General features: G+C 43.3%; 27 protein-coding genes. All 27 read right to left on the bottom strand.

What is annotated here, in order from left to right:
- Positions 1 to 14 precede the first annotated feature (14 nt).
- Positions 15 to 1,418: a F0F1 ATP synthase subunit beta gene (gene atpD / locus AC6CIB_RS18750; RefSeq protein ID WP_498283220.1), complete on the bottom strand. Its 1,404-nt coding sequence runs from the start codon at positions 1,416 to 1,418 to the stop codon at positions 15 to 17.
- Between the two features lie 71 nt (positions 1,419 to 1,489).
- On the bottom strand, positions 1,490 to 2,350 hold the full coding sequence (locus AC6CIB_RS18745; protein ID WP_498283218.1) for a F0F1 ATP synthase subunit gamma: 861 nt from the start codon (positions 2,348 to 2,350) through the stop codon (positions 1,490 to 1,492).
- Between the two features lie 105 nt (positions 2,351 to 2,455).
- Positions 2,456 to 3,964 carry a F0F1 ATP synthase subunit alpha gene (gene atpA / locus AC6CIB_RS18740; protein WP_498283216.1) on the bottom strand — a complete coding sequence of 503 codons (1,509 nt, stop codon included), beginning with the start codon at positions 3,962 to 3,964 and terminating at the stop codon, positions 2,456 to 2,458.
- Positions 3,965 to 3,991: 27 nt separating this feature from the next.
- A complete protein-coding gene (locus AC6CIB_RS18735; RefSeq protein ID WP_498283214.1) occupies positions 3,992 to 4,528 on the bottom strand; it encodes a F0F1 ATP synthase subunit delta in 537 nt (178 codons plus the stop codon).
- Positions 4,525 to 5,043, bottom strand: coding sequence for a F0F1 ATP synthase subunit B (locus AC6CIB_RS18730; RefSeq protein ID WP_498283212.1), 519 nt, complete (start codon positions 5,041 to 5,043; stop codon positions 4,525 to 4,527). The genes AC6CIB_RS18735 and AC6CIB_RS18730 overlap by 4 nt, the downstream gene beginning before the upstream one ends.
- Before the next feature lie 163 nt (positions 5,044 to 5,206).
- Complete coding sequence (atpE, locus tag AC6CIB_RS18725) at positions 5,207 to 5,419, bottom strand: F0F1 ATP synthase subunit C (protein ID WP_044339990.1); 213 nt, start codon at positions 5,417 to 5,419, stop codon at positions 5,207 to 5,209.
- A gap of 71 nt (positions 5,420 to 5,490) precedes the next feature.
- Positions 5,491 to 6,204, bottom strand: a complete 714-nt coding sequence (gene atpB, locus AC6CIB_RS18720) for a F0F1 ATP synthase subunit A (protein ID WP_498283210.1) — start codon at positions 6,202 to 6,204, stop codon at positions 5,491 to 5,493.
- A gap of 22 nt (positions 6,205 to 6,226) precedes the next feature.
- Positions 6,227 to 6,601, bottom strand: a complete 375-nt coding sequence (locus tag AC6CIB_RS18715; protein WP_113969236.1) for an ATP synthase subunit I — start codon at positions 6,599 to 6,601, stop codon at positions 6,227 to 6,229.
- Between the two features lie 3 nt (positions 6,602 to 6,604).
- The gene (locus AC6CIB_RS18710) at positions 6,605 to 6,826 is read right to left on the bottom strand and encodes an AtpZ/AtpI family protein (protein WP_113969237.1); all 222 of its coding nucleotides are present in this window, start codon (positions 6,824 to 6,826) and stop codon (positions 6,605 to 6,607) included.
- A gap of 435 nt (positions 6,827 to 7,261) precedes the next feature.
- Positions 7,262 to 7,891 (bottom strand): uracil phosphoribosyltransferase, encoded by a 630-nt coding sequence (gene upp / locus AC6CIB_RS18705; protein ID WP_498283208.1) that lies wholly within the window; start codon positions 7,889 to 7,891, stop codon positions 7,262 to 7,264.
- Between the two features lie 385 nt (positions 7,892 to 8,276).
- The gene (gene glyA / locus AC6CIB_RS18700; RefSeq protein ID WP_498283206.1) at positions 8,277 to 9,518 is read right to left on the bottom strand and encodes a serine hydroxymethyltransferase; all 1,242 of its coding nucleotides are present in this window, start codon (positions 9,516 to 9,518) and stop codon (positions 8,277 to 8,279) included.
- 422 nt (positions 9,519 to 9,940) lie between these two features.
- A complete protein-coding gene (locus AC6CIB_RS18695; RefSeq protein ID WP_498283204.1) occupies positions 9,941 to 10,483 on the bottom strand; it encodes a TIGR01440 family protein in 543 nt (180 codons plus the stop codon).
- Between the two features lie 12 nt (positions 10,484 to 10,495).
- Positions 10,496 to 10,939, bottom strand: coding sequence for a ribose 5-phosphate isomerase B (gene rpiB, locus AC6CIB_RS18690; protein WP_498283202.1), 444 nt, complete (start codon positions 10,937 to 10,939; stop codon positions 10,496 to 10,498).
- A gap of 153 nt (positions 10,940 to 11,092) precedes the next feature.
- Positions 11,093 to 12,382, bottom strand: a complete 1,290-nt coding sequence (locus tag AC6CIB_RS18685) for a methyl-accepting chemotaxis protein (protein WP_498283200.1) — start codon at positions 12,380 to 12,382, stop codon at positions 11,093 to 11,095.
- Positions 12,383 to 12,400: 18 nt separating this feature from the next.
- Positions 12,401 to 12,838: a low molecular weight protein arginine phosphatase gene (locus AC6CIB_RS18680; protein ID WP_498283198.1), complete on the bottom strand. Its 438-nt coding sequence runs from the start codon at positions 12,836 to 12,838 to the stop codon at positions 12,401 to 12,403.
- A gap of 391 nt (positions 12,839 to 13,229) precedes the next feature.
- A complete protein-coding gene (locus tag AC6CIB_RS18675; RefSeq protein WP_397553707.1) occupies positions 13,230 to 13,784 on the bottom strand; it encodes a manganese efflux pump MntP in 555 nt (184 codons plus the stop codon).
- A gap of 144 nt (positions 13,785 to 13,928) precedes the next feature.
- Positions 13,929 to 14,969 (bottom strand): L-threonylcarbamoyladenylate synthase, encoded by a 1,041-nt coding sequence (locus tag AC6CIB_RS18670; RefSeq protein ID WP_498283196.1) that lies wholly within the window; start codon positions 14,967 to 14,969, stop codon positions 13,929 to 13,931.
- Positions 14,970 to 15,321: 352 nt separating this feature from the next.
- Positions 15,322 to 15,762 carry a GNAT family N-acetyltransferase gene (locus AC6CIB_RS18665; protein ID WP_498283194.1) on the bottom strand — a complete coding sequence of 147 codons (441 nt, stop codon included), beginning with the start codon at positions 15,760 to 15,762 and terminating at the stop codon, positions 15,322 to 15,324.
- Between the two features lie 148 nt (positions 15,763 to 15,910).
- Entirely contained in the window at positions 15,911 to 16,786 is an 876-nt protein-coding gene (spoIIR, locus tag AC6CIB_RS18660; RefSeq protein WP_498283192.1) for a stage II sporulation protein R, read from the bottom strand.
- Positions 16,787 to 17,101: 315 nt separating this feature from the next.
- Positions 17,102 to 17,974, bottom strand: a complete 873-nt coding sequence (gene prmC, locus AC6CIB_RS18655) for a peptide chain release factor N(5)-glutamine methyltransferase (RefSeq protein ID WP_498283190.1) — start codon at positions 17,972 to 17,974, stop codon at positions 17,102 to 17,104.
- Positions 17,974 to 19,044: a peptide chain release factor 1 gene (gene prfA / locus AC6CIB_RS18650; protein WP_148996332.1), complete on the bottom strand. Its 1,071-nt coding sequence runs from the start codon at positions 19,042 to 19,044 to the stop codon at positions 17,974 to 17,976. Before prfA ends, prmC begins: the two co-directional genes overlap by 1 nt.
- Before the next feature lie 151 nt (positions 19,045 to 19,195).
- Positions 19,196 to 19,648 carry a hypothetical protein gene (locus AC6CIB_RS18645; protein ID WP_498283188.1) on the bottom strand — a complete coding sequence of 151 codons (453 nt, stop codon included), beginning with the start codon at positions 19,646 to 19,648 and terminating at the stop codon, positions 19,196 to 19,198.
- Between the two features lie 411 nt (positions 19,649 to 20,059).
- Positions 20,060 to 20,671 carry a thymidine kinase gene (locus AC6CIB_RS18640; protein WP_498283186.1) on the bottom strand — a complete coding sequence of 204 codons (612 nt, stop codon included), beginning with the start codon at positions 20,669 to 20,671 and terminating at the stop codon, positions 20,060 to 20,062.
- A gap of 312 nt (positions 20,672 to 20,983) precedes the next feature.
- Positions 20,984 to 21,196, bottom strand: a complete 213-nt coding sequence (gene rpmE, locus AC6CIB_RS18635; RefSeq protein WP_034765123.1) for a 50S ribosomal protein L31 — start codon at positions 21,194 to 21,196, stop codon at positions 20,984 to 20,986.
- Between the two features lie 220 nt (positions 21,197 to 21,416).
- Positions 21,417 to 22,679: a transcription termination factor Rho gene (rho, locus tag AC6CIB_RS18630; RefSeq protein WP_044340561.1), complete on the bottom strand. Its 1,263-nt coding sequence runs from the start codon at positions 22,677 to 22,679 to the stop codon at positions 21,417 to 21,419.
- 333 nt (positions 22,680 to 23,012) lie between these two features.
- A complete protein-coding gene (glpX, locus tag AC6CIB_RS18625) occupies positions 23,013 to 23,975 on the bottom strand; it encodes a class II fructose-bisphosphatase (protein ID WP_498283184.1) in 963 nt (320 codons plus the stop codon).
- A 515-nt stretch (positions 23,976 to 24,490) separates the two neighbouring features.
- Positions 24,491 to 25,774: a UDP-N-acetylglucosamine 1-carboxyvinyltransferase gene (gene murA, locus AC6CIB_RS18620; RefSeq protein WP_498283182.1), complete on the bottom strand. Its 1,284-nt coding sequence runs from the start codon at positions 25,772 to 25,774 to the stop codon at positions 24,491 to 24,493.
- Positions 25,775 to 25,966: the final 192 nt, after the last annotated feature.

Raw genomic sequence — 25,966 nt, 5'->3', positions numbered from 1 at the left:
CTCCTGGTCCCTAATTATACCTCTACGCCCATTTCTTTAGCTGCTGCTAATACATCCTCAATCGGACCTACTAGACGGAACGCATCTTCAGGAATGTGATCGTATTTACCGTCAAGGATATCTTTGAATCCTTTAACAGTGTCTTTTACTTCAACGTAAGAACCTTTTTGTCCAGTGAACTGTTCTGCAACGTGGAAGTTTTGAGATAAGAAGAATTGTACACGACGAGCGCGTTGTACCGTCAGCTTATCATCATCAGAAAGCTCATCCATACCAAGGATCGCAATGATATCTTGAAGTTCTTTATAACGCTGTAATGTTTGTTGAACATTACGAGCGATGCTGTAGTGTTCTTCTCCTACGATTTCCGGAGAAAGAGCACGGGAAGTTGATGCTAATGGATCTACCGCAGGATAGATACCCATCTCAGAAAGCTTACGCTCAAGGTTTGTTGTTGCATCCAAGTGAGCGAAAGTTGTAGCAGGAGCCGGATCCGTGTAGTCATCTGCAGGTACATAGATCGCTTGGATCGATGTTACAGAACCTACATTCGTTGACGTGATACGCTCTTGCAATTGACCCATTTCAGTAGCAAGTGTCGGTTGGTAACCAACGGCAGATGGCATACGGCCTAGTAGGGCAGAAACCTCTGAACCTGCTTGTGTGAAACGGAAGATGTTATCGATGAACAGAAGTACGTCTTGACCTTGCTCATCACGGAAGTATTCAGCCATTGTAAGACCCGTCAAGGCAACACGCATACGCGCACCTGGCGGCTCGTTCATTTGTCCGAATACCATCGCTGTTTTCTTAATAACGCCAGAGTCACTCATCTCGTGGTAAAGGTCATTTCCTTCACGAGTACGCTCTCCAACACCAGCGAATACAGAGATACCGCCGTGCTCTTGAGCGATGTTGTTGATAAGCTCCTGGATTAATACGGTTTTACCAACACCGGCACCACCGAATAGACCGATCTTACCACCCTTGATGTAAGGAGCAAGTAAGTCTACTACTTTAATACCTGTTTCTAGAATCTCAACTTCTGTAGAAAGCTGATCGAATGTAGGTGCTTGTCTATGAATTGGATCACGACGGATACCTGCTGCAAGAGGTTCGTCTAAATCGATTGATTCACCCAGAACGTTGAATACACGACCTAATGTGATATCCCCTACTGGTACAGAGATTGGTGCTCCTGTATCAAGCACGTCAGCTCCACGTTGTAAACCATCTGTGGAAGCCATCGCGATTGTACGTACAGAATCATCACCTAGGTGAAGGGCAACCTCTAATGTAAGTTCAGCTCTATCTGCAATTTGGACCTTTAATGAGTTGTAGATATCAGGAAGTTGGCCATTAGCGAACTTGACATCGACAACTGGACCCATTACTTGAAGAACGTGTCCTTTGTTCATCTCTTTCCCTCCTAACTAGCTTTTGACGACAAAACTATGTTGTAATCCGGCCCTAAGGCGGAATGTCATTTCTATTCGAGTGCTGCTGCCCCGCCGACGATTTCCGTGATTTCTTGGGTAATCGCTGCTTGACGCGCACGGTTATAAGAAAGTGTAAGGCTGTTAATGATTTCTTTCGCATTGTCTGTTGCGTTTCTCATTGCTGTCATACGGGCCGCGTGCTCACTGGCTTTACCATCAAGTAACGCTCCGTAAATCAAGCTTTCAGCATATTGAGGAAGCAACACTTCTAAAATTTCTTCAGCATTAGGCTCAAACTCATAAGAAGTTAAGTTCGATGAAGAAGAATCAAGCTCCGTTAAAGGAAGAACCTTCTTCTCGGTAACATCTTGTTGAATGGCACTGACATAGTGGTTGTAGTACATGTAAAGCTCATCATAAGCACCATCTGAGAACATGCTGACTGCTTTGTTGGCAATGTCTTTAATGTCTGCAAAGTTGGGTTGATCTGGTAGCCCTACAATACCTTCCACTACATTATCGCCTCGTTTTTGGAAGAAATCCCTTCCAATACGACCTAACGCAATAATGGCGTATTCATCTTGTGAGCTGTGACGCTCTTTAATCGCATTACTTACAGCACGAATGACGCTCGAGTTATAAGCCCCCGCCAAACCGCGGTCAGATGTAATGACCAAGTAGCCGGTTTTTTTTACGGGGCGGGAGACTAGCATCGGATGCGTTACATCTGTGCTACCAAGGGAAATGGAAGCAACGACTTCCTGAATTTTCTCCATGTATGGAACGAAGGCTTTCGCATTCGTTTCAGCACGGTTCAATTTAGAGGCAGAGACCATTTCCATTGCTTTCGTAATTTGACTGGTTTTCTTCGTAGATGTAATACGAGTTTTTATGTCGCGTAACGATGCCACTGGTTCTCACCACCCTTTTAAAATGTTAGTCATATTCACTAGAACCAACTAAATAATAGAATAATCAGCCGGCGTCATATAGATGAACACCGACATCATATAAAATTACTCAGACTTTACAAATGTCTTCTTGAATTCGTTGATCGCTGCAACCATTGCATCGTCTTCAGGAAGACCTTTAGTCGTACGAATATGGTCTAACAGTTCTGTATGGTTGTGATCTAACCAGCTTAGGAATTCACCTTCGAAACGACGAATATCTGTTACTGGAATATCATCTAAATGACCTTTTGTTAATGAATAGAAGATCATAACTTGTTTTTCAACATTAAGTGGTTTGTTAAGATCCTGCTTCAGTACTTCAACAGTACGGGCTCCACGGTTCAGTTTCGCTTGTGTCGCTTTATCAAGATCTGATCCGAACTGAGCAAATGCTTCCAGTTCACGGTATGCAGCTAAGTCAAGACGCAGTGTACCGGAAACCTTCTTCATCGCTTTGATTTGTGCGGATCCACCAACACGTGATACGGATAAACCTGCATTGATCGCCGGACGAACACCGGAGAAGAATAGGTCAGATTGTAAGAATATCTGTCCGTCAGTGATGGAGATAACGTTTGTTGGAATGTAAGCGGAGATATCTCCTGCTTGTGTTTCAACGAATGGTAATGCTGTGATGGAACCTCCACCTTTTGCATCACTTAATTTCGCTGCACGCTCAAGTAAACGAGAGTGTAAGTAGAATACGTCACCAGGGAATGCTTCACGGCCTGGAGGACGACGTAATAATAATGAAAGCTCACGGTAAGCCGAAGCTTGCTTAGATAGATCATCATATACAACAAGAACGTGCTTGCCGTTATGCATGAATTCTTCACCCATTGTGATACCAGCATATGGAGCTAAGAATAGCATTGGTGCCGGCTGGGAAGCAGATGCTGTTACAACGATTGTGTAATCAAGGGCACCGTGCTTACGAAGCGTTTCTACTGCATTACGTACAGTTGATTCTTTTTGTCCGATCGCAACATAGATACAGATCATGTCTTGATCTTTTTGATTTAAGATCGAGTCGATCGCAACAGATGTTTTACCTGTTTGACGGTCCCCGATGATTAACTCACGTTGACCACGACCGATTGGAACTAAAGCGTCGATCGCTTTGATACCTGTTTGAAGTGGCTCGTGTACGGATTTACGATCCATTACACCAGGTGCTCCGCCTTCAATTGGACGTGTTTTCGTTGTCGCAATTGGACCTAATCCATCAACTGGTTGTCCAAGTGAGTTTACAACACGACCTACTAGTTCTTGTCCTACTGGAACTTCCATGATACGTCCAGTACGACGAACCTCATCGCCTTCACGAATGTCTTTAAATGGTCCGAGAATTACGATACCTACGTTGTTTTCCTCTAAGTTCTGCGCCATACCCATGACACCGTTAGAAAATTCAACAAGCTCTCCAGCCATGACATTGTCGAGGCCATGAGCACGAGCGATACCGTCACCGATTTGGATAACTGTACCTACATCGCTTACTTTCATCTCAGACTGATAGTTTTCAATTTGCTTTTTTATCAGCGCGCTGATTTCTTCCGCCTTGATGCTCATGAATTTCACCCCTCATTTATACGAAAGTTAACGAACAAGTTCACGCTCAAGACGATCCAACTTGCCAGCAAGAGTTCCGTCATAAATACGGTTGCCGATACGGACTTTAAGTCCGCCAAGTATGTTCTCGTCTATCACATTCTCAATTTTTAATGATTGTTTACCAATTTTCTTAGCAAAAGAAGCTGAGATTGCTGTCTTCTCATCTTCTGTTAAAGCACGTACGGAATACACCTTTGCTTCTGCAATTCCTCTTGCTTCATTTGAAAGCTCGATGAATGCATCGACAACGCCCACTACCTGATCTTCACGATGACGATCAGTCATAAGAAGCAATGTATTCAATACTGGTACTGATACAGCAGAGAATGCTTCTTTTAACATGTCTTTCTTCTTATCCGTCGAAAACTTCGGATTTTCCAAAAGAATGCTTAATTCTTTATTTTGGATAAAAACGGATTTCACTGCACGAAGCTCTTGTTCAATCGCTTCTAATTGATTGTGTTCTTTGGCAATATCGAAAAGAGCTAACGCATAGCGTTTTGCGACTGTAGAGTAGCTCATCGCTCTTCTCCTGCCTCTTTAATATAATCGCTGATTAACTTCTGTTGATCTTGAACAGAAAGTTCTTTTTCAATCACTTTCGATGCAATCAGAACAGATAGTGAAGCAACCTGCTCGCGTAATGCTGCCATCGCTTGTTCTTTCTGCGTCTCGATTTCACGTTTCGCAGATTCTTTTAAGCGCTCAGATTCCTGACGAGCAGCAATGATGATTTGTTCACGTTGCTCATCGCCTTGCTTCTTAGAGTTCTCGATCATCGCCTGAGCTTCTTGACGAGCCTCTTTTAAAAGCTGACGCTGTTCTTCTAAGTTCTTATTTGCTTCTAGACGGCTTTGTTCTGCCGCTTCAATTTCGCTTGCAATGTGATTCTCACGCTCTTGCATGATGCCCATCAAAGGACCCCAGGCAAACTTCTTCAGTAACGCAAGAAGGATAAGGAACATTACAAGCTGGAATACGATATCTCCACCGTTGAAGCCGCCACCAGCTCCAAGGACTAATGCGTTTGTAAGCACGAGGTTTCACTCCCTTCAAGAGTCAATGCCTTCCAAAAAGAAAGCTTTACAATAACGGCAAATGCCGTATCATTCATAGTCAAATGTTCATAAGTACTAAACATAAAGGAATGGCGAAGGTTCTTATCGAATGATCTTCGCCATCTTGAACTCTAAACTGCTATTATTGACCCATTACGATGAATGCGATAACTACTGCGATGATAGGAATCGCCTCTACTAACGCAACCCCGATGAACATTGTAGTTTGAAGCATTCCACGCGCTTCCGGTTGACGAGCCATACCTTCTACCGTACGTGAAACAATAAGACCGTTACCAATACCTGCACCTAGTGCTGCTAAACCGATTGCAATTGCTGCTGCTAAAAGACCCATTCTGAATTTCCTCCTTTAAATGTATGAAAAATGTTTTGAGTAATTTTGTTCAATTTTGAACAGGGTATATATTAATGGTCGTGGCTAACTTTGTGAGCCATATAAACCATCGTTAACATAACGAAAATAAATGATTGGATTGCTCCGACAAAGATTGAGAAAGCTTGCCATACAATCGTTGGGATAATGGCACCAAGTAATCCGGCTGCTCCCATGTGTGCGAGGCTTCCTACCAGTAAAGTAAGCAGGATTTCCCCAGCGTAGATGTTACCGTAAAGACGAAGACCAAGCGTTAGTGTGTTGGCAAATTCTTCAATGATCTTCAGCGGGAATAAGAACGACATAGGTCTGAAGAAGTCTTTACCGTATTCACCGAAGCCTTTCATCTTGATTGCATAGTAGTGTGTTAACACAACGATCATAACCGCAAGGGTCATAGTGATAACTGGATCCGCTGTTGGTGACTTCCACCATAATTCGTGGTCAATGACTACCGAGAACGGAAGTCCTAACATGTTTGAAACGAAAATGTACATGAGTAAAGTAAGTCCAAGGAGATGGAAACGACCACCTGTTTTCCAATCCATATTACTTTTCACAATATTTTTGACAAAGTCCATGACCCACTCCATAAAGTTTTGCACTCCTGTTGGTTTCATGGCCAGTCTACGAGTTGACAGAACGGCGATTAGGAAAACAACGGCACTCGCCACTGTGATCATCAGTACGTTCGCCAGGTTAAAAGTTAACCCTAGAAACTCGGCTGTAGGATTTTCATGATGCAATGAAATTCACCTCTCTTCCCCGCTATTTATGAGCTAAAAGCTGCTGAATAAAATAATCTATCATAATGACAAGGTAAATTGTCATTAATCCCATAATGACGCTCAGGAGATGAAAGTGCTCAGGGTATTCCGTTGCAATAATGACTGCAAAGGCCGCACCTGCCATCCTTGAGAAGGTTCCTAATGATCGAACCTTTTGACCAGATTCTACTGCATCACCGAATCGCACGGTTCTCCTCATGATCAGCCAGTGACTAAACAGACTGATGCCTGTCCCCAAAATAAGCCCAAGGAAAATAGACTGATAGGAAGTGAAACCCCAACCGAGGACGTAAAGGGAAAGGAGGAAAAATATGTACTTACGATGCCTGTTAAACAATTGCTGAAGTTCTGGCATACATTAATCTCCCGAATTGAAATGTTGGACTGTACGGAGCATGGTGTAGATTCCTGTTGCGAGCCCAAGGAGTAGTCCAATAATTAAGAAAAGTGGTGTGGTGCTCCATATTCCATCTAACCATCTCCCGCCGAAGATCCCTATTAAAATAGAACCAACAAGCTGGGAAAGAATAGCAGAATACAAGACCATCGATTGATACGGGCGCCGATCATTTTGACGCATTTTTTTCATCTCCACACATGTGATTTAGTGGAAAATCGTTCACACTGTACCTATGATGAAAAACCGTTTCCATACGGGTTCAACCCTTGTGAAAACCTTATCATTTGATACCCTTTGTAAGCATACAATAGGGTATTATCTATGTCAATGAGTTCAAGTTAAAAAGTTCACAACCTATCCACGCGTTTCCAAATTGTTCACATTTTTAACACATTTACAGAAAAGCGGAGGCAGGTTGGTCAGGACCGACAAGCATAAGGCGAGTCGACCGGAACCTTCACATGCCCCTCCATTATATAGAAAAATTTTTTTATGAGTAACCCTTGAATTTATTGTAAATACTTCCAACTCATATACAACGGGATTTACACGCTATATAAATAGAAAAGCCGGGTTATCAAATATAGATAATCCGGCTTTCCTATTTATTTCAAATTATTTCGTACCGTATAAACGATCTCCTGCGTCCCCTAAACCAGGAACGATGTATCCTTTTTCATTCAGCTTCTCATCAAGAGCCGCGATGAAGATATCAACGTCAGGATGTGCTTCCTTGATAGCGTCTACCCCTTCAGGACATGCCACTAAACACATGAACTTGATGCTTACGGCGCCACGCTTCTTTAATGAGTTGATAGCTTCCACAGCAGATCCTCCTGTTGCAAGCATTGGATCAACCAGGATGAAGTCACGCTCTTCCACATCACTTGGAAGCTTTACGTAATATTCAATCGGTTTAAGAGTCTCCGGGTCACGATATAAACCAACATGTCCTACTTTTGCAGCCGGGATCAGTTTAAGAATTCCGTCGACCATTCCTAATCCTGCTCGTAGAATAGGAACAATCCCTAATTTTTTACCTGCAAGAGTCTTGGCCATGGCGTTGCTTACTGGTGTTTCCACATTAATATCCTCTAACGGTAAATCACGGGTGATTTCAAACGCCATCAATGTCGCTACTTCATCAACAAGCTCACGAAATTCCTTCGTCCCTGTTTCTTTATCACGAATAAACGTTAATTTGTGTTGGATTAACGGATGATCAAATACATATACTTTGCCCATTCGACTCTCTCCTTTAAATTCGATTTTATGTAAAAATAGTTTGTCTACTTCCTTTACACCTCAGACTATTGTACATAAAAGACAATTTAAGAGCAACATGAGATGAGAAGTGTAATGGGATCGTTAGAATTGAGATGGTGTGTGAGAAGCGGGAGTATATATTAGTGCAATTCTGGTTGAGTTTTTTTAATTATGTTAATCAGCTGGATTATTGCCTGAATCGCATGGATTTCTATAGAAAACTGGATTTTCCACAATGCCGGTCGGATTCTATTCAAATTCGCTTTAAAATCTGCACCTATTGGTTATAATTCTACTTCTCTACTAAATTCCCATCAAAAAACCTCTCCACCAGGTCCGTCCCTAGTGAAGAGGTCTTCATCAATTATCTTTCAGGATATAATTCAAATTTGCTTGTTAAGTCAATGACACGTTTGCGCGCTTCTTCCAGCTTAGCTTCGTCTTCATGATTCTTAAGAGTCAACGACATGATGGAAGCAATTTCATCCATATCTTCGAGCCCGAATCCTCTGGACGTAACAGCTGCTGTACCAATACGGACACCGCTTGTTACGAATGGACTTTCCGGATCGAATGGAATCGTGTTTTTGTTTACAGTGATCCCGATTTCATCAAGCACTTTCTCTGCGATTTTACCAGTTAGTCCTAGTGAACGAAGGTCGATTAGCAATAGATGATTATCAGATCCTCCAGATACAAGATTGATTCCTTCTTTTACAAGACCTTCACCTAAACGGTTCGCATTGTCGATGATGTTCTGTGCATAGTCTTTGAAAGAATCCTGCAGCGCTTCACCGAAAGCAACAGCTTTAGCTGAGATCACGTGCATAAGCGGGCCACCTTGAATTCCAGGGAAAATTGACTTGTCTATTTTCTTTGCAAATTCTTCTCTGCATAGGATCATACCGCCACGAGGTCCGCGCAATGTTTTGTGAGTCGTTGTTGTCACGAAGTCTGCATATGGAACCGGGTTCTGGTGAAGACCAGCCGCTACAAGACCGGCGATATGAGCCATATCCACCATTAAGTAGGCTCCCACTTCGTCTGCGATTTCACGGAATTTCGCGAAATCGATCGCTCTTGGGTAGGCACTTGCTCCCGCTACGATCAGCTTCGGCTTGTGCTCTAACGCTTTTTGTCTAACATCTTCATAGTTGATCAGGTGCTTCTCTTCGTCCACACCATACTCTACGAAATTATATTGAATTCCACTGAAGTTTACGGCACTTCCGTGAGTCAGATGTCCACCATGAGATAAGTTCATTCCAAGAACCGTATCACCTTGTTCAAGGATCGTGAAGTAGACTGCCATATTGGCTTGTGCTCCTGAGTGAGGCTGAACGTTTACATGTTCTGCTCCAAATAGTTCTTTCGCACGATCGCGAGCCAAATTCTCAGCTACGTCCACATGCTCACAGCCACCATAATAGCGACGACCTGGGTACCCTTCTGCATACTTGTTTGTCAGAACGGAGCCTTGGGCTTCCATAACCGCTTCACTGACAAAGTTTTCAGATGCAATTAACTCGATTTTTGTTCGTTGACGCTCTAATTCATCTTGAATCGCTGCATAAATTTCCGGATCTTGCTTGGCAATCTTACTCATACATATCCCCCTTTAATTCATAGGCCCAACTGCTCTAGGTGCCTCATTGATTCATTCACTCTCATTCTAACACGATTCAGCAAAACGCGAAATAAAAACCTCTAGTCAAAACGTAATGTTCGTGTTTAGAGCGTATATAGAGGGACGGACCTCGTGTGATGTTGTTCACAAACATCCTCACCGTTCTCCTTCCACACCTCCAATAGTAGCATTATGACTATCATTGTCGAATGAAGGGGAACATGTGCTGATAGTTTTTAATTCTCTCTCCAATCGATCAGTATTGTCCCTCGCTGCCTTTTAACATAATCATATTCTCCATGTCCCCCTTTATAGTTCGGGATTTACACCCCGATTTAAGGTAACAACGAAATAAAGGTCCGTCCCTCAAACCAGAGGGACGGACCTTTTAGTAGAGAATATTATTCGTATACAGCTCTGATTCCACCTATGAGTTTCGGTCTGGTTTTGGCCAGTGTGACGTGGGCTTCGCCGAGGCTTTTTTGGGATACTCGAATTGGAACGGCTACGTGTTTCAAGTGCATGCCGATAAAGGTATCACCGATGTCGATGCCGGCATCACCTTGTATTTGCTCGACCATGACGGGATCTTCAAAGGAAAGATACGCTTGGGTGGCCATGGCTCCTCCTGCTTTTCGCACAGGAATGACCGTTACCTCATCAAGGCCTTTTCTTTCAGCAACATCTCTTTCCAAAACGATGGCACGATTTAAGTGCTCGCAGCATTGAAAAGCCAGTGAGACACCAAAAGAATCAGCCCATCCTTTAAGTACATCAAAGATCATTTCCGCTACTTCAATGGTTCCCGATGTTCCGATCCGCTCCCCCATCACTTCTGATGTTGAACAGCCTACAACAAACACTTGTCCTTTTTTCATCGGAACCTGTTTGCTGAAATCTTGCAGGATCGTATGCAGTTCTTCCTTTAATTGAGCGATTTCCATGAAATCCACTTCCTATTGTTTGTCTTCGTATGCCGTGATTTTCCCTACACGGTTGGCATGTCGGCCACCTTCAAATTCTGTCACTAGCCATGTTTTCGCAATTTCACGCGCAAGTCCAGCTCCAATCACACGTTCACCCATGGCTAACATATTGCTGTCATTGTGCTCACGCGTTGCTTTCGCACTGAACACATCATGTACAAGGGCGCAACGGATTCCCTTGACTTTGTTTGCTGAGATGCTCATACCGATTCCCGTTCCACAAATCAAAATGCCACGATCGAATTCACCGCTGGCTACCTTTTCCGCAACAGGCACTGCATAGTCCGGATAGTCAACGGATGTTCCACACTCACAACCGAAATCCTCATATTCGAGACCCAGCTCTTCTAATAAAGATTTGATTTCTTCCCGGATATTTAACCCGCCGTGATCGGATGCAATTGCAATTTTCATAATTAATCCCACTCCCTATAGCCTTTGATACGTTTTATTTTGCCACACACTGGTGATTATATAAAGTTTTTCGGATTCTTTTTGAGGGAATGAGTCGAAAGCCAGACAATAACAAAAAAATGGACATGAGGTCCGTCCCTCATGTCCGTTTTTTTATAAATGAAACCGTGTAATCGTGCCCTTCAATGATTCTGCCTGCTCTTTCAGGTTCAATGCCAACTTCTCTACATCACCCATTACAGCCGCTTGTTCTTTAGTGGATGCTGACATTTCTACAGCCCCCGCGGAGGTTTCTTCTGCGATGGCCGCAACTTCTTGTGATTGCTGGGAAGTCAATTGAATGCTGTCCATTTGCTGATCTACAAGGACAGATATATTTTGAACGGCATCCGCTACTTCATGAATCGTCTTCGTCATCGTTTCGATCATCTTATTTGTCTTTGTTCCTTTTTCCGCTTCAGAATTAGCTGAATCGACCTGAGTGGTAATCTGTCCAACCACATTTCCAACCTCAGTTTGAATGTTGTTGATGAGTTCCGAAATGCCTTGGACCGCTTTTCCGCTCTCGTCTGCCAGTTTTCGCACCTCTTCGGCGACAACTGCAAACCCCTTACCATGCTCACCTGCCCGAGCCGCTTCAATGGAAGCATTTAAGGCGAGAAGATTGGTTTGGTTCGCGATATCCCCGACCAACTGAATGATCTGTTCCACTTTTTTCGCATTGTCTTCCAATCGGAGAACGGCTTCTAAAGAATCTTCATTTCCTCTTGCAAGTCGGCTTATACCTTCTACCAGGGAATGAATGACTTCCTTGCTTCCTTGAAGTTCCGTCACCATATTATTGGACATTTGTTCTGATGATTTGGAGTGATTCTGCACTTCTTGTGCAATTCGAATCACGTCCTCAACAGATTCAGCCGTCGTTTGAATCGCGATAGCCGAGCTTTCAGCACCTGCTGAAATTTCGCTGATCGTTTTGGAAATGGAATCCGCTTGAATGGAAGCTGCTTCCGATGCTTTCGACAGCTCGATCACATTCGAATTTGTTTTGGTGAAATTTCCGTCGATACTAGACACCATGTCGCGCAAGTTATACAGCATGCGATTGAAGGCCAATGCGAGTGACCGGATTTCATCATCTGACTTCGGCACCTCTACTTCTACAGCAATGTCCCCTTCAGCCGCTTTTAACGCAGCCTGTTCCAAACGCTGAAGTGGTTTGACGATGAATCCAGCTGCAAAAAAGGCAAGCACACCTGACCAGAACACACCCATTCCAAGCGTCACGCTCGTAAATAAAAGTTCGTTCATATCCGGTGCAAAAGTAGGTTTGATAAAATAAATAAAAAGTGCACTTGTGGAATACGTCACCACCGCAAGAAGCGTGATAAAGAAGACCAATTTCTTTCTAAGACCCGATTTGTAGCTTCTCTCTTTCCCCATTCTTTCTCTCTCCCTGTCTCAACCCAGCTTTTTAATTAACTCCTCAATCAATGAATCCAGCTCTCTGTATGTATGTCTATAGATGTCCACACTTCCCCCATACGGATCCGATACATCCAAATCTGCAGGATCTTCATGGACAAACTCTTTCAATGTGAAAATTTTGTCCGCCACATGTGGATACTGATCCACAATTGCCCGCTTATGATTCGAAGTCATCGTAAAAATATAGGAAGCCCAATCCAAGTTCTCCCTCGAAAGCGAACTCGATTGGTGTCTATGTATTATATCGTTCTCTTTCAGCACTTCTTTAGTCTGAAATGAAGCATCACTTCCTTCCATGGCAAAAACGCCTGCAGATTTCACATCAAACCTCTCTGCACCCTTATGCTTCAAAACTGCCTCTGCCATAGGACTTCGGCACGTATTTCCCGTACAAACAAATAAAATATTCATCACGTCATCCTCCTTACAACCTATTATAAAATATTTTCCAATCGTCCCATAGTCCATTCACAAAGAATATAAAAAGAAAAGCGGAAGGGCTTTGCCCAGAGGCGACAAGCATAAGACGAACCAACCGGAAAGGCATTCTTTGCCTTTTTGGTTGGTTTGACTTATGACCTCGAGCCTCAAAGCCCTGGAGCTGGACAATAAGAAAAGCGGAGGCGGCTCGCTCAGTCCCGACAAACATAACCTAAATAAGCCGGAAAGGCGCTCTTTGTCTTTTTGGTCGGCATGACTTATGCCCTCGAGCCCCCAGCCGCCAGAGCTGGACAATAAGAAAAGCCCATCCAAAAGGGACGGACCTTCCTCAATTAATCGCGACCTCCTGGCCACCATATTTTCACAACGGCAGGAGCAGCTTAATCCCAAACGCAAACAAAATACTTCCCCCAAGTGCCTCACTATACGTTCCGAGCACCCCCTGAAATTTACGGCCTATTAATAAACCAGCCCATGTCAACACCGTCGCCGCAATTCCAAAACAGAAGAGAGCAACCGCTGTCCTAGCACCGAATATACCCAGGGTCAACCCAACGGAAAAGCTATCCAAGCTTACACTCAAAGCAAAGAGCACTAAACCAAATCCTACCGGGGAAATGAGCGTCGTCTCCTCTTCTTTAAAGCTGGACATGAACATTTGTATTCCTAATACAATCAAAAGGAGCCCACCGGCATACCCCGCAAAGGCACCGAATGTTTCTGATAAAAATTTCCCCGTCATCATCCCGAGCATGGGCATCCAGACATGAAAGATCCCGACGACCAACCCTATATATAAGATTTGCTTTAATCTCAGCTGAAACATACCCATCCCGATTCCGATCGAAAAGGCATCCATCCCAAGAGCAAATGCCATTAACATCAAGGTAATCAGTTCTCCAATAATTGTTGTCATTTTGTTTTTCCCCCTCCGGACATGCCTACAGAACAAATTTATGCACGTCCAAAGGGAAATAGAATGGTAAATGGGTTTGAAGATTGGGCATTATTGACTCACACAAAAAAACCCTACAGTTCTCTCAAACCATAGGGGTAACCATTATCCTTTTATCACCCGATACCCGGCAGCTTTCTGAAGCCGGTTCATAATCGCCAGACCGACCCCTGCTTCGGGAAACATTTCGGCAAAAATAATATCTACGTCCCTTTTATTAAAAGCACGCAGCGTATCGTAGAGATTCCGAGCGACTGTTGTCAGGTCCTCTCTCCGACCAATCGAGAGAATGACGTCTGCCTGGAAGTCATCCATGAATTCTTCTGTTGTTAACACACCTACTTTTAGACCTTCTGCTTTTTTGTTATCTACTAATTTCTGAAGATCTGCCCTCGTACCATCAACTAAATATACAGGAGCATCAGGTGCGTAGTGCGTATATTTCATGCCTGGGGATTTCGGAGCACCCTTTCCTTCTTTTAAAGAAGGATCCACTTCCACTTTACCGACTACTTCTTCCAGCTGTTCTATCGTGACTCCTCCGGGACGCAAAACAACCGGGCTTGGTCCCGTGCAATCTACTACCGTCGATTCTACACCGACACCCGTTTCGCCTCCGTCGACCACTCCTGCAATCCGGTCTTCCAGATCATCGATGACATGCTGAGCCGTTGTCGGACTTGGTTTCCCTGATCGGTTTGCGCTTGGGGCCGCAATCGGGAGCCCAGACGCTTCAATGATTGCCAGGGCAACAGGGTGATCTGGCATACGGATCCCCACGGACGGTAATCCCGCTGTTACCTTTTCAGAAAATACGTTTTCCTTATTCTTAAAAATAATTGTTAACGGACCCGGCCAAAAAGCATCGATGAGGTTCGCTGCATCATCAGGAACTTCCGCCACCAGTCCTTCCAGCTGATCTATATTTGATATGTGGACAATCAGTGGATTATCCGATGGTCTTCCCTTCGCTTCGAAGATTTTCTCAACAGCGGTATCTGATTTCGCATTGGCACCCAGACCATAAACTGTCTCTGTCGGGAATGCCACCACCTCATTCTGTTGGAGAATCTTTGCTGCATCCACAATTTGTGGATAACTTTCATTGTTATCCACATCTCTTTCCACAATCCAATGTTTCATCATTTCCGTCATCCACCTTCTATTATCAACACTCATTTCTGTGCATAGGTACAGAATTTAACACGTGTTCTAGAACTTTACTCTTTTGAAAGTATAAAAGAAACCCCACAAATTCTCAAGTATTGTCCAAAAAACGAGAATGAAACTCTACAGACTGTGGATAAACCTGTGGATGGTGTGAATAATTCTGAAAAAAGAGATATTTACGTTAGTGACCGGGACCTTATTTATTTTGTCGAATTTTCCACATAAAAAAACTGAATCATTTCTCAATAAAAATGATTCAGTCTACTAGCAGACTACTATCGCAACATCTTTCTTCTAGTTGGAATTTGTCGAAACCCCTCATTTCAACCTAAAGATCAAGCCTCATCGTAATACAGTTATCCACTGTGGATAACTTTTGAGCATGAACAAATTCCTTCAATTCATCCACAAAAGGCTTATTTTCCTGTTGAAAACCTAGCAGGTCAAAGAAATTCAGCGACGCTTTTCGATTGGAGATCAAGTAAAGACGCGTAAGTTCTTTTTCTTTTGCCAATTTCAATATTTCTTGGAAAAGAGCAAACAATTCTTCACTTTCAAAAGATGAGGTCACAACGAGGGAGCGAAGAAGCCCAATCTTATCTTGAACCTCAATACCGAGAGTCCCAATTAACTGGTTTTCTGAGTCTTCTACTACTAAAAAGCAATCAATACTATTTTTAATGCCTTCTGTACTTAATCCTGCTTTCATTAAGAAGGCTACTACTTCATGGATATCTTCCTGAGTTGCTTGGCGAATCACTTTTAACATTACATTCCATCCTCCCTTTTCTATCATCCCCTAGTTTTAATGTATGAGGAGAAAAAGAGAATAGAACAAGTTGTGGTAAAAAATACTAGAACGATAGATTTCTTTCGAACATAAAAAGCTCCATCTCAGGTGGATGAAGCTCTACGTTTTACTTATTGAATAATCCTTTGAAAAAATCGACTACGAAGAACCGAACCTCTACTTCTTCCTCATCTCCCTCCTCAACGAAGACTGTCTGTTCTTGTACTTCCTCCGTTTGAATCTCTTCTTTTACAGGAAGTTCTTCTTTCTTAGCCTCTTCAACAACTACTGTTTCTTCCGTCATTGCCGCTTCCACTGTTTCCATCTCGACCTCTTTATAGGCAATCACATCTTCCATATCGTTTTCAGGTGATTGTTTTTCTACTGCTGTAGTACTTGAATCCATTTCTGAAGTTTCACCAACTTCATCTTCTGGATCCACTTCTGTGACCTCATTTCCACTCGCTTCTACTTTCGTTTCAAACCCAGGACTTCTTACCGCATTTCCAGTCGAGAAATCAAGGAAGCATAGCGGAGGATAAAGAACACACCACCAGTTCGCTCCTTCTCCTGCACCCAGTGTGATCAACACCGCTTCGTATTCGCCTGCCGGATACAAATACTGACCGTATAATTTAGTAGGAAACTCCACTTTCCCAAAATCAATTTTCACCGATTGATCCAAGCCTTGCTCAGCGACAACCTCTTCTGCAATCTTCTGAAGCTGTGGCAAGCCTGCTTGAATCACTGTTTTCGCTTCATCCTGCGATGTAAGAGTCGCTACCCAATTGGTAATCTCTTTATTCACTTCATCACGAACGAGCCTCTTCACATTTTGATCCTGCTCCAAATCACTATTTGCCAGAATCCGAAGACGAATCGCTTCTTCCGGAATCACCATCGTTTCCTGAGCCGCCAGTTCCTGCTTCGGTATATATAAACTTAGAATCGTTCCTAATGATAGAATCAAGATATACAATAAAACCGTATGTTTTGTTTTCATTTCCTCTCCCCCTCAGTAAAACAGTCTAGTCAAAAAGGGGAAATCTTAAACTAGTAAAATAACATTTTTGTTAGGAAATTCTGCCAAACCCTGTTTTGAAAATAAAATCCCCTTTTTGAAAACAAATCGCTGGGAATTGAAAATAAAAATCTATTTTTGAAAATATATGGGAGAAAGTTGAAAATAAAAGTGAGGGTGAGGAAAATAAATCAGGAATGATCCTTCCACCCAACCTAAAAACTCACGAATTCATCCCAAACACTTCATTTTCCACAAAAAAACACCCCCGATCACACGAATCGAGGGCCAACATTCTTATTTTATTACACAAAACACCATTCGATCTTTCCCGTTGATATCATGAACGACTTCCACTTCTGCATCACAAAACGTCTCCCGCAGCAGGTCTGCAACCGTCTCCCCCTGTCCGATTCCTACTTCGAAACCGATCAGACATTTTTCCTTCATCACCAAAGGCAGTTCATCCATAAATCTCTTGTACAAATCATAGCCATCTTCCCCGCCAAACAAAGCGAGCTCAGGTTCATGATCAACGACTACATCTGATAGCGTTTCACGATCTGTCAGGGGAATATATGGTGGATTCGAAAAAAGGATATCGAGCTTGACGCCTTCTTCAATTAATGGCTGCAATAAGTCTCCTTCAAAAAAGCGAACCCCAGCTCCGAGTCTCTTACTATTTTCACGGGCAACAGCCAGCGCTTCACGAGAAATATCCACAGCCATCATATCAAGAGGCAAACGATCCGCCTCAAGCTTCATCGTAATCGAAATCGCTCCACTCCCCGTTCCAACATCAGCAGCATGCAATGGAGTGTCCACAACACCAAACAGACCCTTTATTTTCTGCAAGCCATAATAGATCAGTTCTTCCGTTTCAGGTCTCGGAATCAAAACATGCTCATTCACCACAAACTCCCGACCATAAAACTCCTCACCCCCAATAATATGCTGAATCGGCACTCCACCAACATGCCGGCGAATGCCATTCTGGAATTCTTCCCACTTTTCCTGAGGGACGGACCTCCGCTGTTCAGCCAACAGTTGGGAACGTGACATCCCTACTAAATGCCGCAAATAGATTTCTCCCACATTTTCATCACGGCCATTTTCGACTAAAAAAGAAGAAGCCCATTTTAGGGCTTCAAATATGGTAACAGACGTCATTATTCTTCCAGTCTCTCAAGAAGTTTGGATTGATCTTCGATGATTAACGCATCGATGACTTCATCCATCTTTCCTTCAAGAATTTGGTCAAGCTTTTGAATCGTCAATCCGATTCGGTGATCCGTAACACGGTTTTGTGGGAAATTGTACGTACGGATACGTTCTGAACGGTCACCTGTTCCAACGGCTGATTTACGGTTTGCATCGTATTCAGCTTGAACTTCACGTTGGAATTTATCGTAAACGCGGGCACGCAATACTTTCATTGCCTTCTCTTTGTTCTTGATTTGGGACTTTTCATCCTGACATGACACGACTACACCTGTCGGCATGTGAGTCAAACGGACAGCAGACATGGTTGTATTTACACTTTGTCCTCCCGGGCCACTGGATGCGAAGGTATCGACACGAATATCTTTGTCGTGAATATCCACTTCGACTTCTTCCGCTTCTGGAAGACAGGCAACCGTTGCGGTCGACGTATGAATACGTCCGCCTGATTCTGTTTCAGGTACACGTTGCACACGGTGTGCCCCGTTTTCGTATTTCATTTTGGAGAATGCACCATTTCCGTTGATCATAAAGATGATTTCTTTATATCCACCAACGCCAGTCGAGTTCGCTTCCATCACTTCGGTCTTCCAACCTTGTGATTCTGCATAGCGGCTGTACATACGGTATAAGTCACCGGCAAACAGGGCCGCTTCATCTCCACCCGCAGCACCACGGACCTCCATGATTACGTTCTTATCATCGTTCGGGTCTTTCGGGATCAATAATATTTTCAGACGGGCTTCCAATGCTTCAATTTGTTCTTCAAGCTCGGAAACTTCTTCTTTCACCATTTCACGCATATCAGCATCAAGCTTATCATCCAGCATTGCCTTAGCGTCTTTATACTGCCCAGTAAGTTCTTTATATTCTCGATATGCTTCTACCGTTGCTTGGATGTCTGATTGCTCTTTTGAATAATCTCTTAGCTTCTTTGGGTCATTCACAATTTCTGGATCACTCAATAGTTCATTTAACTTATCATAGCGATCTTCCACTGCTTGTAAACGATCGAACACAGCTATTCACCTCAATTTTAGTCCATAACAGTCTAATTATATTATATGGTGTATGTAAATACAAGGAAGATCGGGAATAGGCAGAAGGCATAAACGGGTGGATTTTATGTAGAAGGCAAGCAGGTCAACTTCCAGACCTGCTTGCACTTTTTTATCTTTCGGTGATTTTCACATTTACATCGTACTTTGGAATGGCTTTCTCTAGTCTCTCTTTTAACATCGCTTCTTCTTTATCGGTCTCAGCCATACTCATTTCATTTTGGGTATGGGCCGTCACCCACATTTGTTCGCCATTGATCCACACTTCATCTGGTTCGAAGTTGGAATACTCCCTCACAACCTCACGTGCTTTGTCTTCATACATACCCATTGTCGTCGATGTTGCGCCTGGTGAGTTCGTCAGGTTTGGAAAGTTCGGGTTATCATTTGTCGTATTTCTGACGCTTCTATCTTGACGATCGTTTCGATCATCATTTCGATTATCAATGAATCGTGTTCCATTTTGATCCTCGTGCATACCGAATTCGGATTCCTGATTTACTCCACACGCAGTGATTAAAATGAAGAATACCGTAAAGGATAAAACTAATACTAGTTTTTTCATGCTTTTACACCTCCTGTTTTTAGGATTTCCCACAGGAAAGTGCTTATGCACATAAAACGAAGCAGCTTGATTAGAGATGACAAGAGTAAGGCGAGCCTGCAGAAAAGCGGTTTTTAACTTAAAATGGTCTATTTCGGCCGGGAATCGGGTGTTTGATGAGTTATTCGGAACAATTTCTAGTTGGTTTTATTATTTATGCTTGCCACGTGGGGATTATCGAGCCGGTTTGGAGTATATTCATGCCGGATTTCAGATTATTAAGCCTTATTGGGATATATTAAGCGAGATTCTAATTAATTATGCCCCTTTTCAAATAATCAAGCATCCGTATCGAATTTTCTTTACATCCCGAACCTCTAAAGACAAAAAAAACAAAGCCACAAACCCATGACTTTGTTTTCTACTCATTATTTATACTTCTTTCACCATATCAGGTGTGACGCTCATTCCAGTCGGAACTTCATGGTGATGACGGCATCTTGGCTCATAGGCTTCAGATGCGCCCACCAGAATGACAGGATCATCGTAGCAAGCTGGTTCGCCATTGATTAATCGTTGTGTTCGACTTGCGGGAGAGCCGCATACTGCACAAACGGCTTGAAGTTTTGTCACTTGTTCGGCAATGGACATTAAGTCCGGCATTGGACCGAATGGTTCTCCACGGAAATCCTGATCAAGTCCTGCGAGGATGACACGATATCCACTGTTTGCTAATTTTTGGACGACCTCTACAATGCCTTCGTCAAAAAATTGAACCTCATCAATAGCAACGACATCCACCTCTGGATTCAGGTCATCAAGGATCACATTTGAACCCTCGACTGCTTTGGCGATGACAGAGGTACCGTTATGAGATACAACCGACTCATCGCTATAGCGATTATCTAGTTTTGGCTTATACACAGCAATTTCCTGTTTAGCAAATTGAGTGCGTCTTACCCGGCGGATCAGTTCCTCGGATTTCCCCGAGAACATACTGCCGCAAATGACTTCTACCCAACCCGTTTGTTTCATGACATACACGAAAGCGCCTCTCCTTCCTTATGCAATATTCTATAATAAAACAGCCTGACTGTTAGTAAAAACGGACTACTCTTTAGTATAAAGCATTCCTTTATGTACGGGAAAAATGCTTAGAATTCAGTAATTTGGCAGAAAAAAAGAGGCACAGCTCAATTGGAACTGCCTCTATTTCTACAATCATTTGCTTTAAAGAGAATAAAAAACAGGCAAGCATGAAGATCCTTGCCTGTTTTTCTAATAGAAGAGAAGTGTCAATCTCATTCGTTTCTGCCTTACGCACAAAGAAATTCGATATGACCTTCCAGCTCTTCATTATTGTTGTTGATTTTTAAGACCGTATTTTTTGTTGAAACGGTCAACACGTCCACCAGCGTCAGCGAATTTCTGACGTCCTGTGTAGAATGGATGGCATTCAGAACATACCTCAACGCGCATTTCTTCCGCTACAGAACCAGTTTCAAATTCGTTACCGCAAGCACAGCTAACTTTGATCGTGTTGTACTTTGGATGAATTCCTGATTTCATTTCTTTCATCTCCTTCCGCCCTGAATCATCTGAAACAGAGTAATTTATTACGAAGATATATGTGATATGAGCATAAGCATGAGATTGATAGCCAGCCCCTTACCACATCCATTTTTTAAAACACATTGACACTATTATAACAAGGACAAGCGATATTTGCAACCTGAAAAATTGGAAGTTACAGACATACCTCTCCTCAAAAAATCAATCGATCACTAGATTAACGCTTCTTCGATTCTTCTGTCAATACATTGAAAAACTCTTCATTCGTCTTCGATTGCTTCAGCTTGCGCATAAGTTTCTCAGCGAAATCAGGCTGATCGGACATCGCTTTGCGAATCGCCCATAGCTTTTCAAGATGATCCGGTTTGATGAGAAGTTCTTCTCGACGAGTTCCGGAACGACGGATGTCGATGGCCGGGAAGATACGTCTTTCTGCAAGAGAACGGTCAAGATGAAGTTCTAAGTTCCCTGTTCCTTTGAACTCTTCATAAATTACATCGTCCATACGGGATCCTGTATCCACTAACGCCGTTGCGAGAACCGTTAAGCTTCCGCCTTCTTCAATGTTACGTGCAGCACCAAAGAATCGTTTCGGACGGTGGAACGCCGCTGGATCAATCCCCCCGGAAAGTGTTCGTCCACTTGGTGGGATGACCAGGTTATAAGCACGTGCTAAACGAGTGATACTATCCATCAGGATAATGACATCACGCTTGTGCTCCACTAAACGCATGGCGCGCTCAAGAACGAGTTCTGCCACTTTAATGTGGTTTTCCGGCACTTCATCAAAGGTAGAGCTTACAACTTCTGCTTCTACCGAACGTTCGATATCGGTTACTTCCTCTGGACGCTCATCGATCAGAAGAATGATTAATTCCGCTTCAGGATGATTCGTTGTGATCGAGTTCGCGATTTCTTTGATCAGCATCGTCTTACCTGCTTTAGGTGGCGCTACGACTAATCCACGTTGTCCAAAACCGACTGGCGCAATGAGATCCATGATGCGTGTGGAAATTTTATTTGGTGTTGTTTCAAGTTTCATTTGACGGTCAGGATATAAAGGCGTCAGCCCTGGAAAATGAACACGTTCTTTCGCAGATTCAGGCTCTTCCCCATTGACCATTTCAACATGAAGCAGTCCGAAATAACGCTCGTTTTCCTTCGGAGGGCGCACTTTTCCCGATACCTTATCTCCGTTACGAAGGTCGAAACGGCGGATCTGTGACGCAGAAATATAAATATCCTCAGAGCTTGGAGAATAGTTGATCGGTCGTAAGAAACCGAATCCCTCTGATTGGATGATTTCAAGAACCCCTTCCATAAAGAAGAAGCCTTCTTGTTCTGCACGAACTTTAAGGATCGCGAAAATCAATTCTTTTTTTGTTAATTTACTATAATAAGAAACTTTATATTGTTTGGCTAGCTCGTAAAGCTCTTTTAGCTTCATATTTTCTAAGCTAGAGATTGTTAACTCTTCCATCATGACACCACGCTTTATTAATTTGTCCTACCTAAAATATAAAAAAAGAAGGGTAGATTTTTCTAAAAATGAAGAAATAAGTTGAAGCATAAACTAATAGAAAAAATGCTGAAGATAAAAACCTTATCTATTGTAACCATACTTTTAATCAAGAATCAATGACTGGGTAAAAAAAGGAAGGTAATTTTGTAGATAGGCAGCATTTTTTCACCTATGAAGAAAAAAAGTGAGTGATAAGAGTGGTCATGGGCAGAAATGGTAAGACACTCTGCCCATCCCTCATCTCTTATTAAGAAGAGTTGGTTTCTCTCTCTGTGTTACTTATATCTATTATTATTTCATGACCAGGTTTGGTTTTTTCTGAAGACTGTGGCGGCCGTCTATGAAGCGAACAGTACCCGATTTGGCACGCATAACGACAGAATGAGTCAATCCGTATGTCCCTTTAAGCTGAATACCTCTTAACAGTTCCCCGTCCGTTACACCTGTTGCCGCAAAGATCGCATCGTCACCGCATACGAGGTCTTCCATTCGAAGGATCTTGTCCACGTCTAACCCCATGCTGATACAGCGTTGCAGTTCGGCATCGTTCTGTGGTAGAAGCTTTCCTTGAATTTCTCCACCTAAGCATTTCAACGCAACGGCAGCAAGTACTCCCTCTGGAGCGCCACCGGATCCGAATAAAATATCCACACCCGTATGATCAAATGCCGTGTTCATAGCTCCCGCTACGTCACCATCATTGATCAGTTTGATACGGGCTCCCGCTTCTCTCAGCTGTTGGACGATATGCTCATGACGAGGACGATTTAAGACAGTTGCAACTACGTCTTCGATGTCCTTGTTCTTTGCTTTTGCCACTGCTTTTAAATTATCGATAACAGAAGCATTAATATCAATTTCTCCAACCGCTTCTGGCCCAACTGCGATTTTATCCATATACATATCCGGTGCGTTCAGTAGGTTTCCGTGGTCTGCCACCGCTAATACCGCCAGTGCATTCCAGCCTCCAGAAGCAACGATATTCGTTCCTTCTAACGGATCGACAGCCACATCTACACGTGGACCATAGCCTGTCCCTAGTTTCTCACCGATATAAAGCATTGGAGCTTCATCCATTTCACCTTCACCGATGACAACTGTTCCCTTCATCGGTACTGTATCGAATACATCGCGCATGGCAGAGGTTGCAGCATCATCTGCTTCATCCTTCTTACCGCGCCCCATCCAGCGAGCTGATGCAAGGGCAGCCCCTTCTGTTACTCTAACAAGCTCCATTGATAAACTTCTTTCCATGTATATAGCCTCCCGTATTCCCTTTTGTTTTACAATAATCTTGAATTGTATAACATATTAACAGATTTATTGTAACACATTGAAACGATTAGAGAGACTTTTTTTCGAAAAAAGTAGGACACAATAGTTCATCTAGTTTAAAAAGAACTAGTCATATTGGAAATATTTAAGGAAATTAACAAAAAGCGAGTAGTTGTTGATTTCCACTCCAGGGTGCTCGCTTTCCGCGGGGCGGGCGGTGAGCCTCCTCGGGCTTCGCCCTGCGGGGTCTCACCTGTCCAGCTACAGGGCTTAGGAGCTCGAGGTCATAAGCCAATTTCTGCCAAAAAGCAAAAAGCGCCTTTAAGACAGATTCGTCTTATGCTTGTTGCCCCTAGTCAAAGCCCTTCCGCTTTTCGTACTGTTCCGCTATTCCCGCAGGAGTCGAGCACCCTTCCGTTCCAATCAACTTAGTTTACCTTAAACTTAAGTAAAACAACCATCTTTCGAAAAAACTATAATATAGTTTTACGAAACTAGGATTTCATCTGCTCCAGCTCTTCCGCTGACATCTTTTCACGCCAGATCGTCGCTCCTAGGCCTTCAAGCTTGGCAACCAGGTCGCTGTATCCGCGATCGATATGCTCAAGGCCGGTTACTTCTGTCACACCTTCTGCCATTAAACCAGCGATGACAAGAGCCGCTCCTGCGCGCAGGTCACTTGCTTTCACTTTGGCACCTTGTAATTGTACAGATCCATTGACGATGGCCGAGCGACCTTCTACCTTGATCGTCGCATTCATTCTCCTAAGTTCATCGATATGCTTGAAGCGGGCTGAATAGATGGTATCCGTTACGACAGCAGAACCGTCTGCCCGGTTTAATAACGTGGTAAACGGCTGCTGCAGATCTGTCGGGAATCCTGGATACACCAATGTTTTCACATCAACGGATTTGAGCTTGTCCGCTCTGCCGATGAAGATCTGGTCATCGTTTGTTTCAACAGGGACGCCCATTTCACGGAGCTTGGCAATGACCGATTCCATATGTAATGGGATAACGTTGTCAACAAGCACGCCTTTACCGACTGCTGCTGCAAGAATCATGAACGTTCCTGCTTCAATGCGGTCAGGAATGATTGTGTGACGGCAGCCGTGAAGCTCGTCTACACCATCAATGCGGATCACATCCGTTCCTGCCCCTTTGATCTTCGCACCCATATTACTTAGTAATGTAGCTACGTCAATGATCTCAGGTTCTTTTGCAGCATTTTCAATGATCGTCCTGCCTTTTGCGCGTACAGCGGCAAGCATGATGTTGATCGTTGCTCCTACACTGACGACATCCAGGTAAATACGTGCACCCCTTAATTCATCGGCACGTAAATAAATCGCACCCTGTTCATTCGTCACTTCTGCTCCGAGAGCCTCGAAGCCTTTAATGTGTTGATCAATCGGACGTGGACCAAGGTGACATCCACCTGGTAATCCGATGACCGCTTTTTTGAATCGTCCAAGCATCGCTCCCATTAAATAATAAGAAGCACGAAGCTTTTTCACCTTCCCGCTTGGTAAAGGCATGGACACCATTTGACTTGGATCTACACTCATATCCCCATCTTCCAACTTGACGGAACCACCGATCTCTTCTAATAGATCTTTCAGTGTCCGCACATCAGAGATGTCTGGTAACCCTTCGATTGTGACTGGTGAATCAGCAAGAATGGTTGCCGGGATCAAGGCTACCGCACTATTCTTGGCCCCACTGACTTTAATGGTTCCTTCAAGGGGATAACCTCCTGCAATTTTTAGCTTTTCCATATTAAACTCCCTTCCACTGTTCATTGATGAGGAAGCCCCAATGGCTGTCAGACTCCGCACACCAAAAACAAAAAGGATTATTTTTCCAAAAGAAGACGTTCTAAGAAGTATTGTCTACTAGTGTAGACATAATTCGTCAAAACATGTATAGGATAAACGAATTTTTTTTGGCTTAGACCGATTGACTTAAGT

The sequence above is a fragment of the Rossellomorea sp. GQ25 genome (assembly GCF_059758515.1).
The sequence above is the reverse complement of the archived record's forward strand: the minus strand, read 5'-3'. Positions and strand labels throughout refer to the sequence as shown.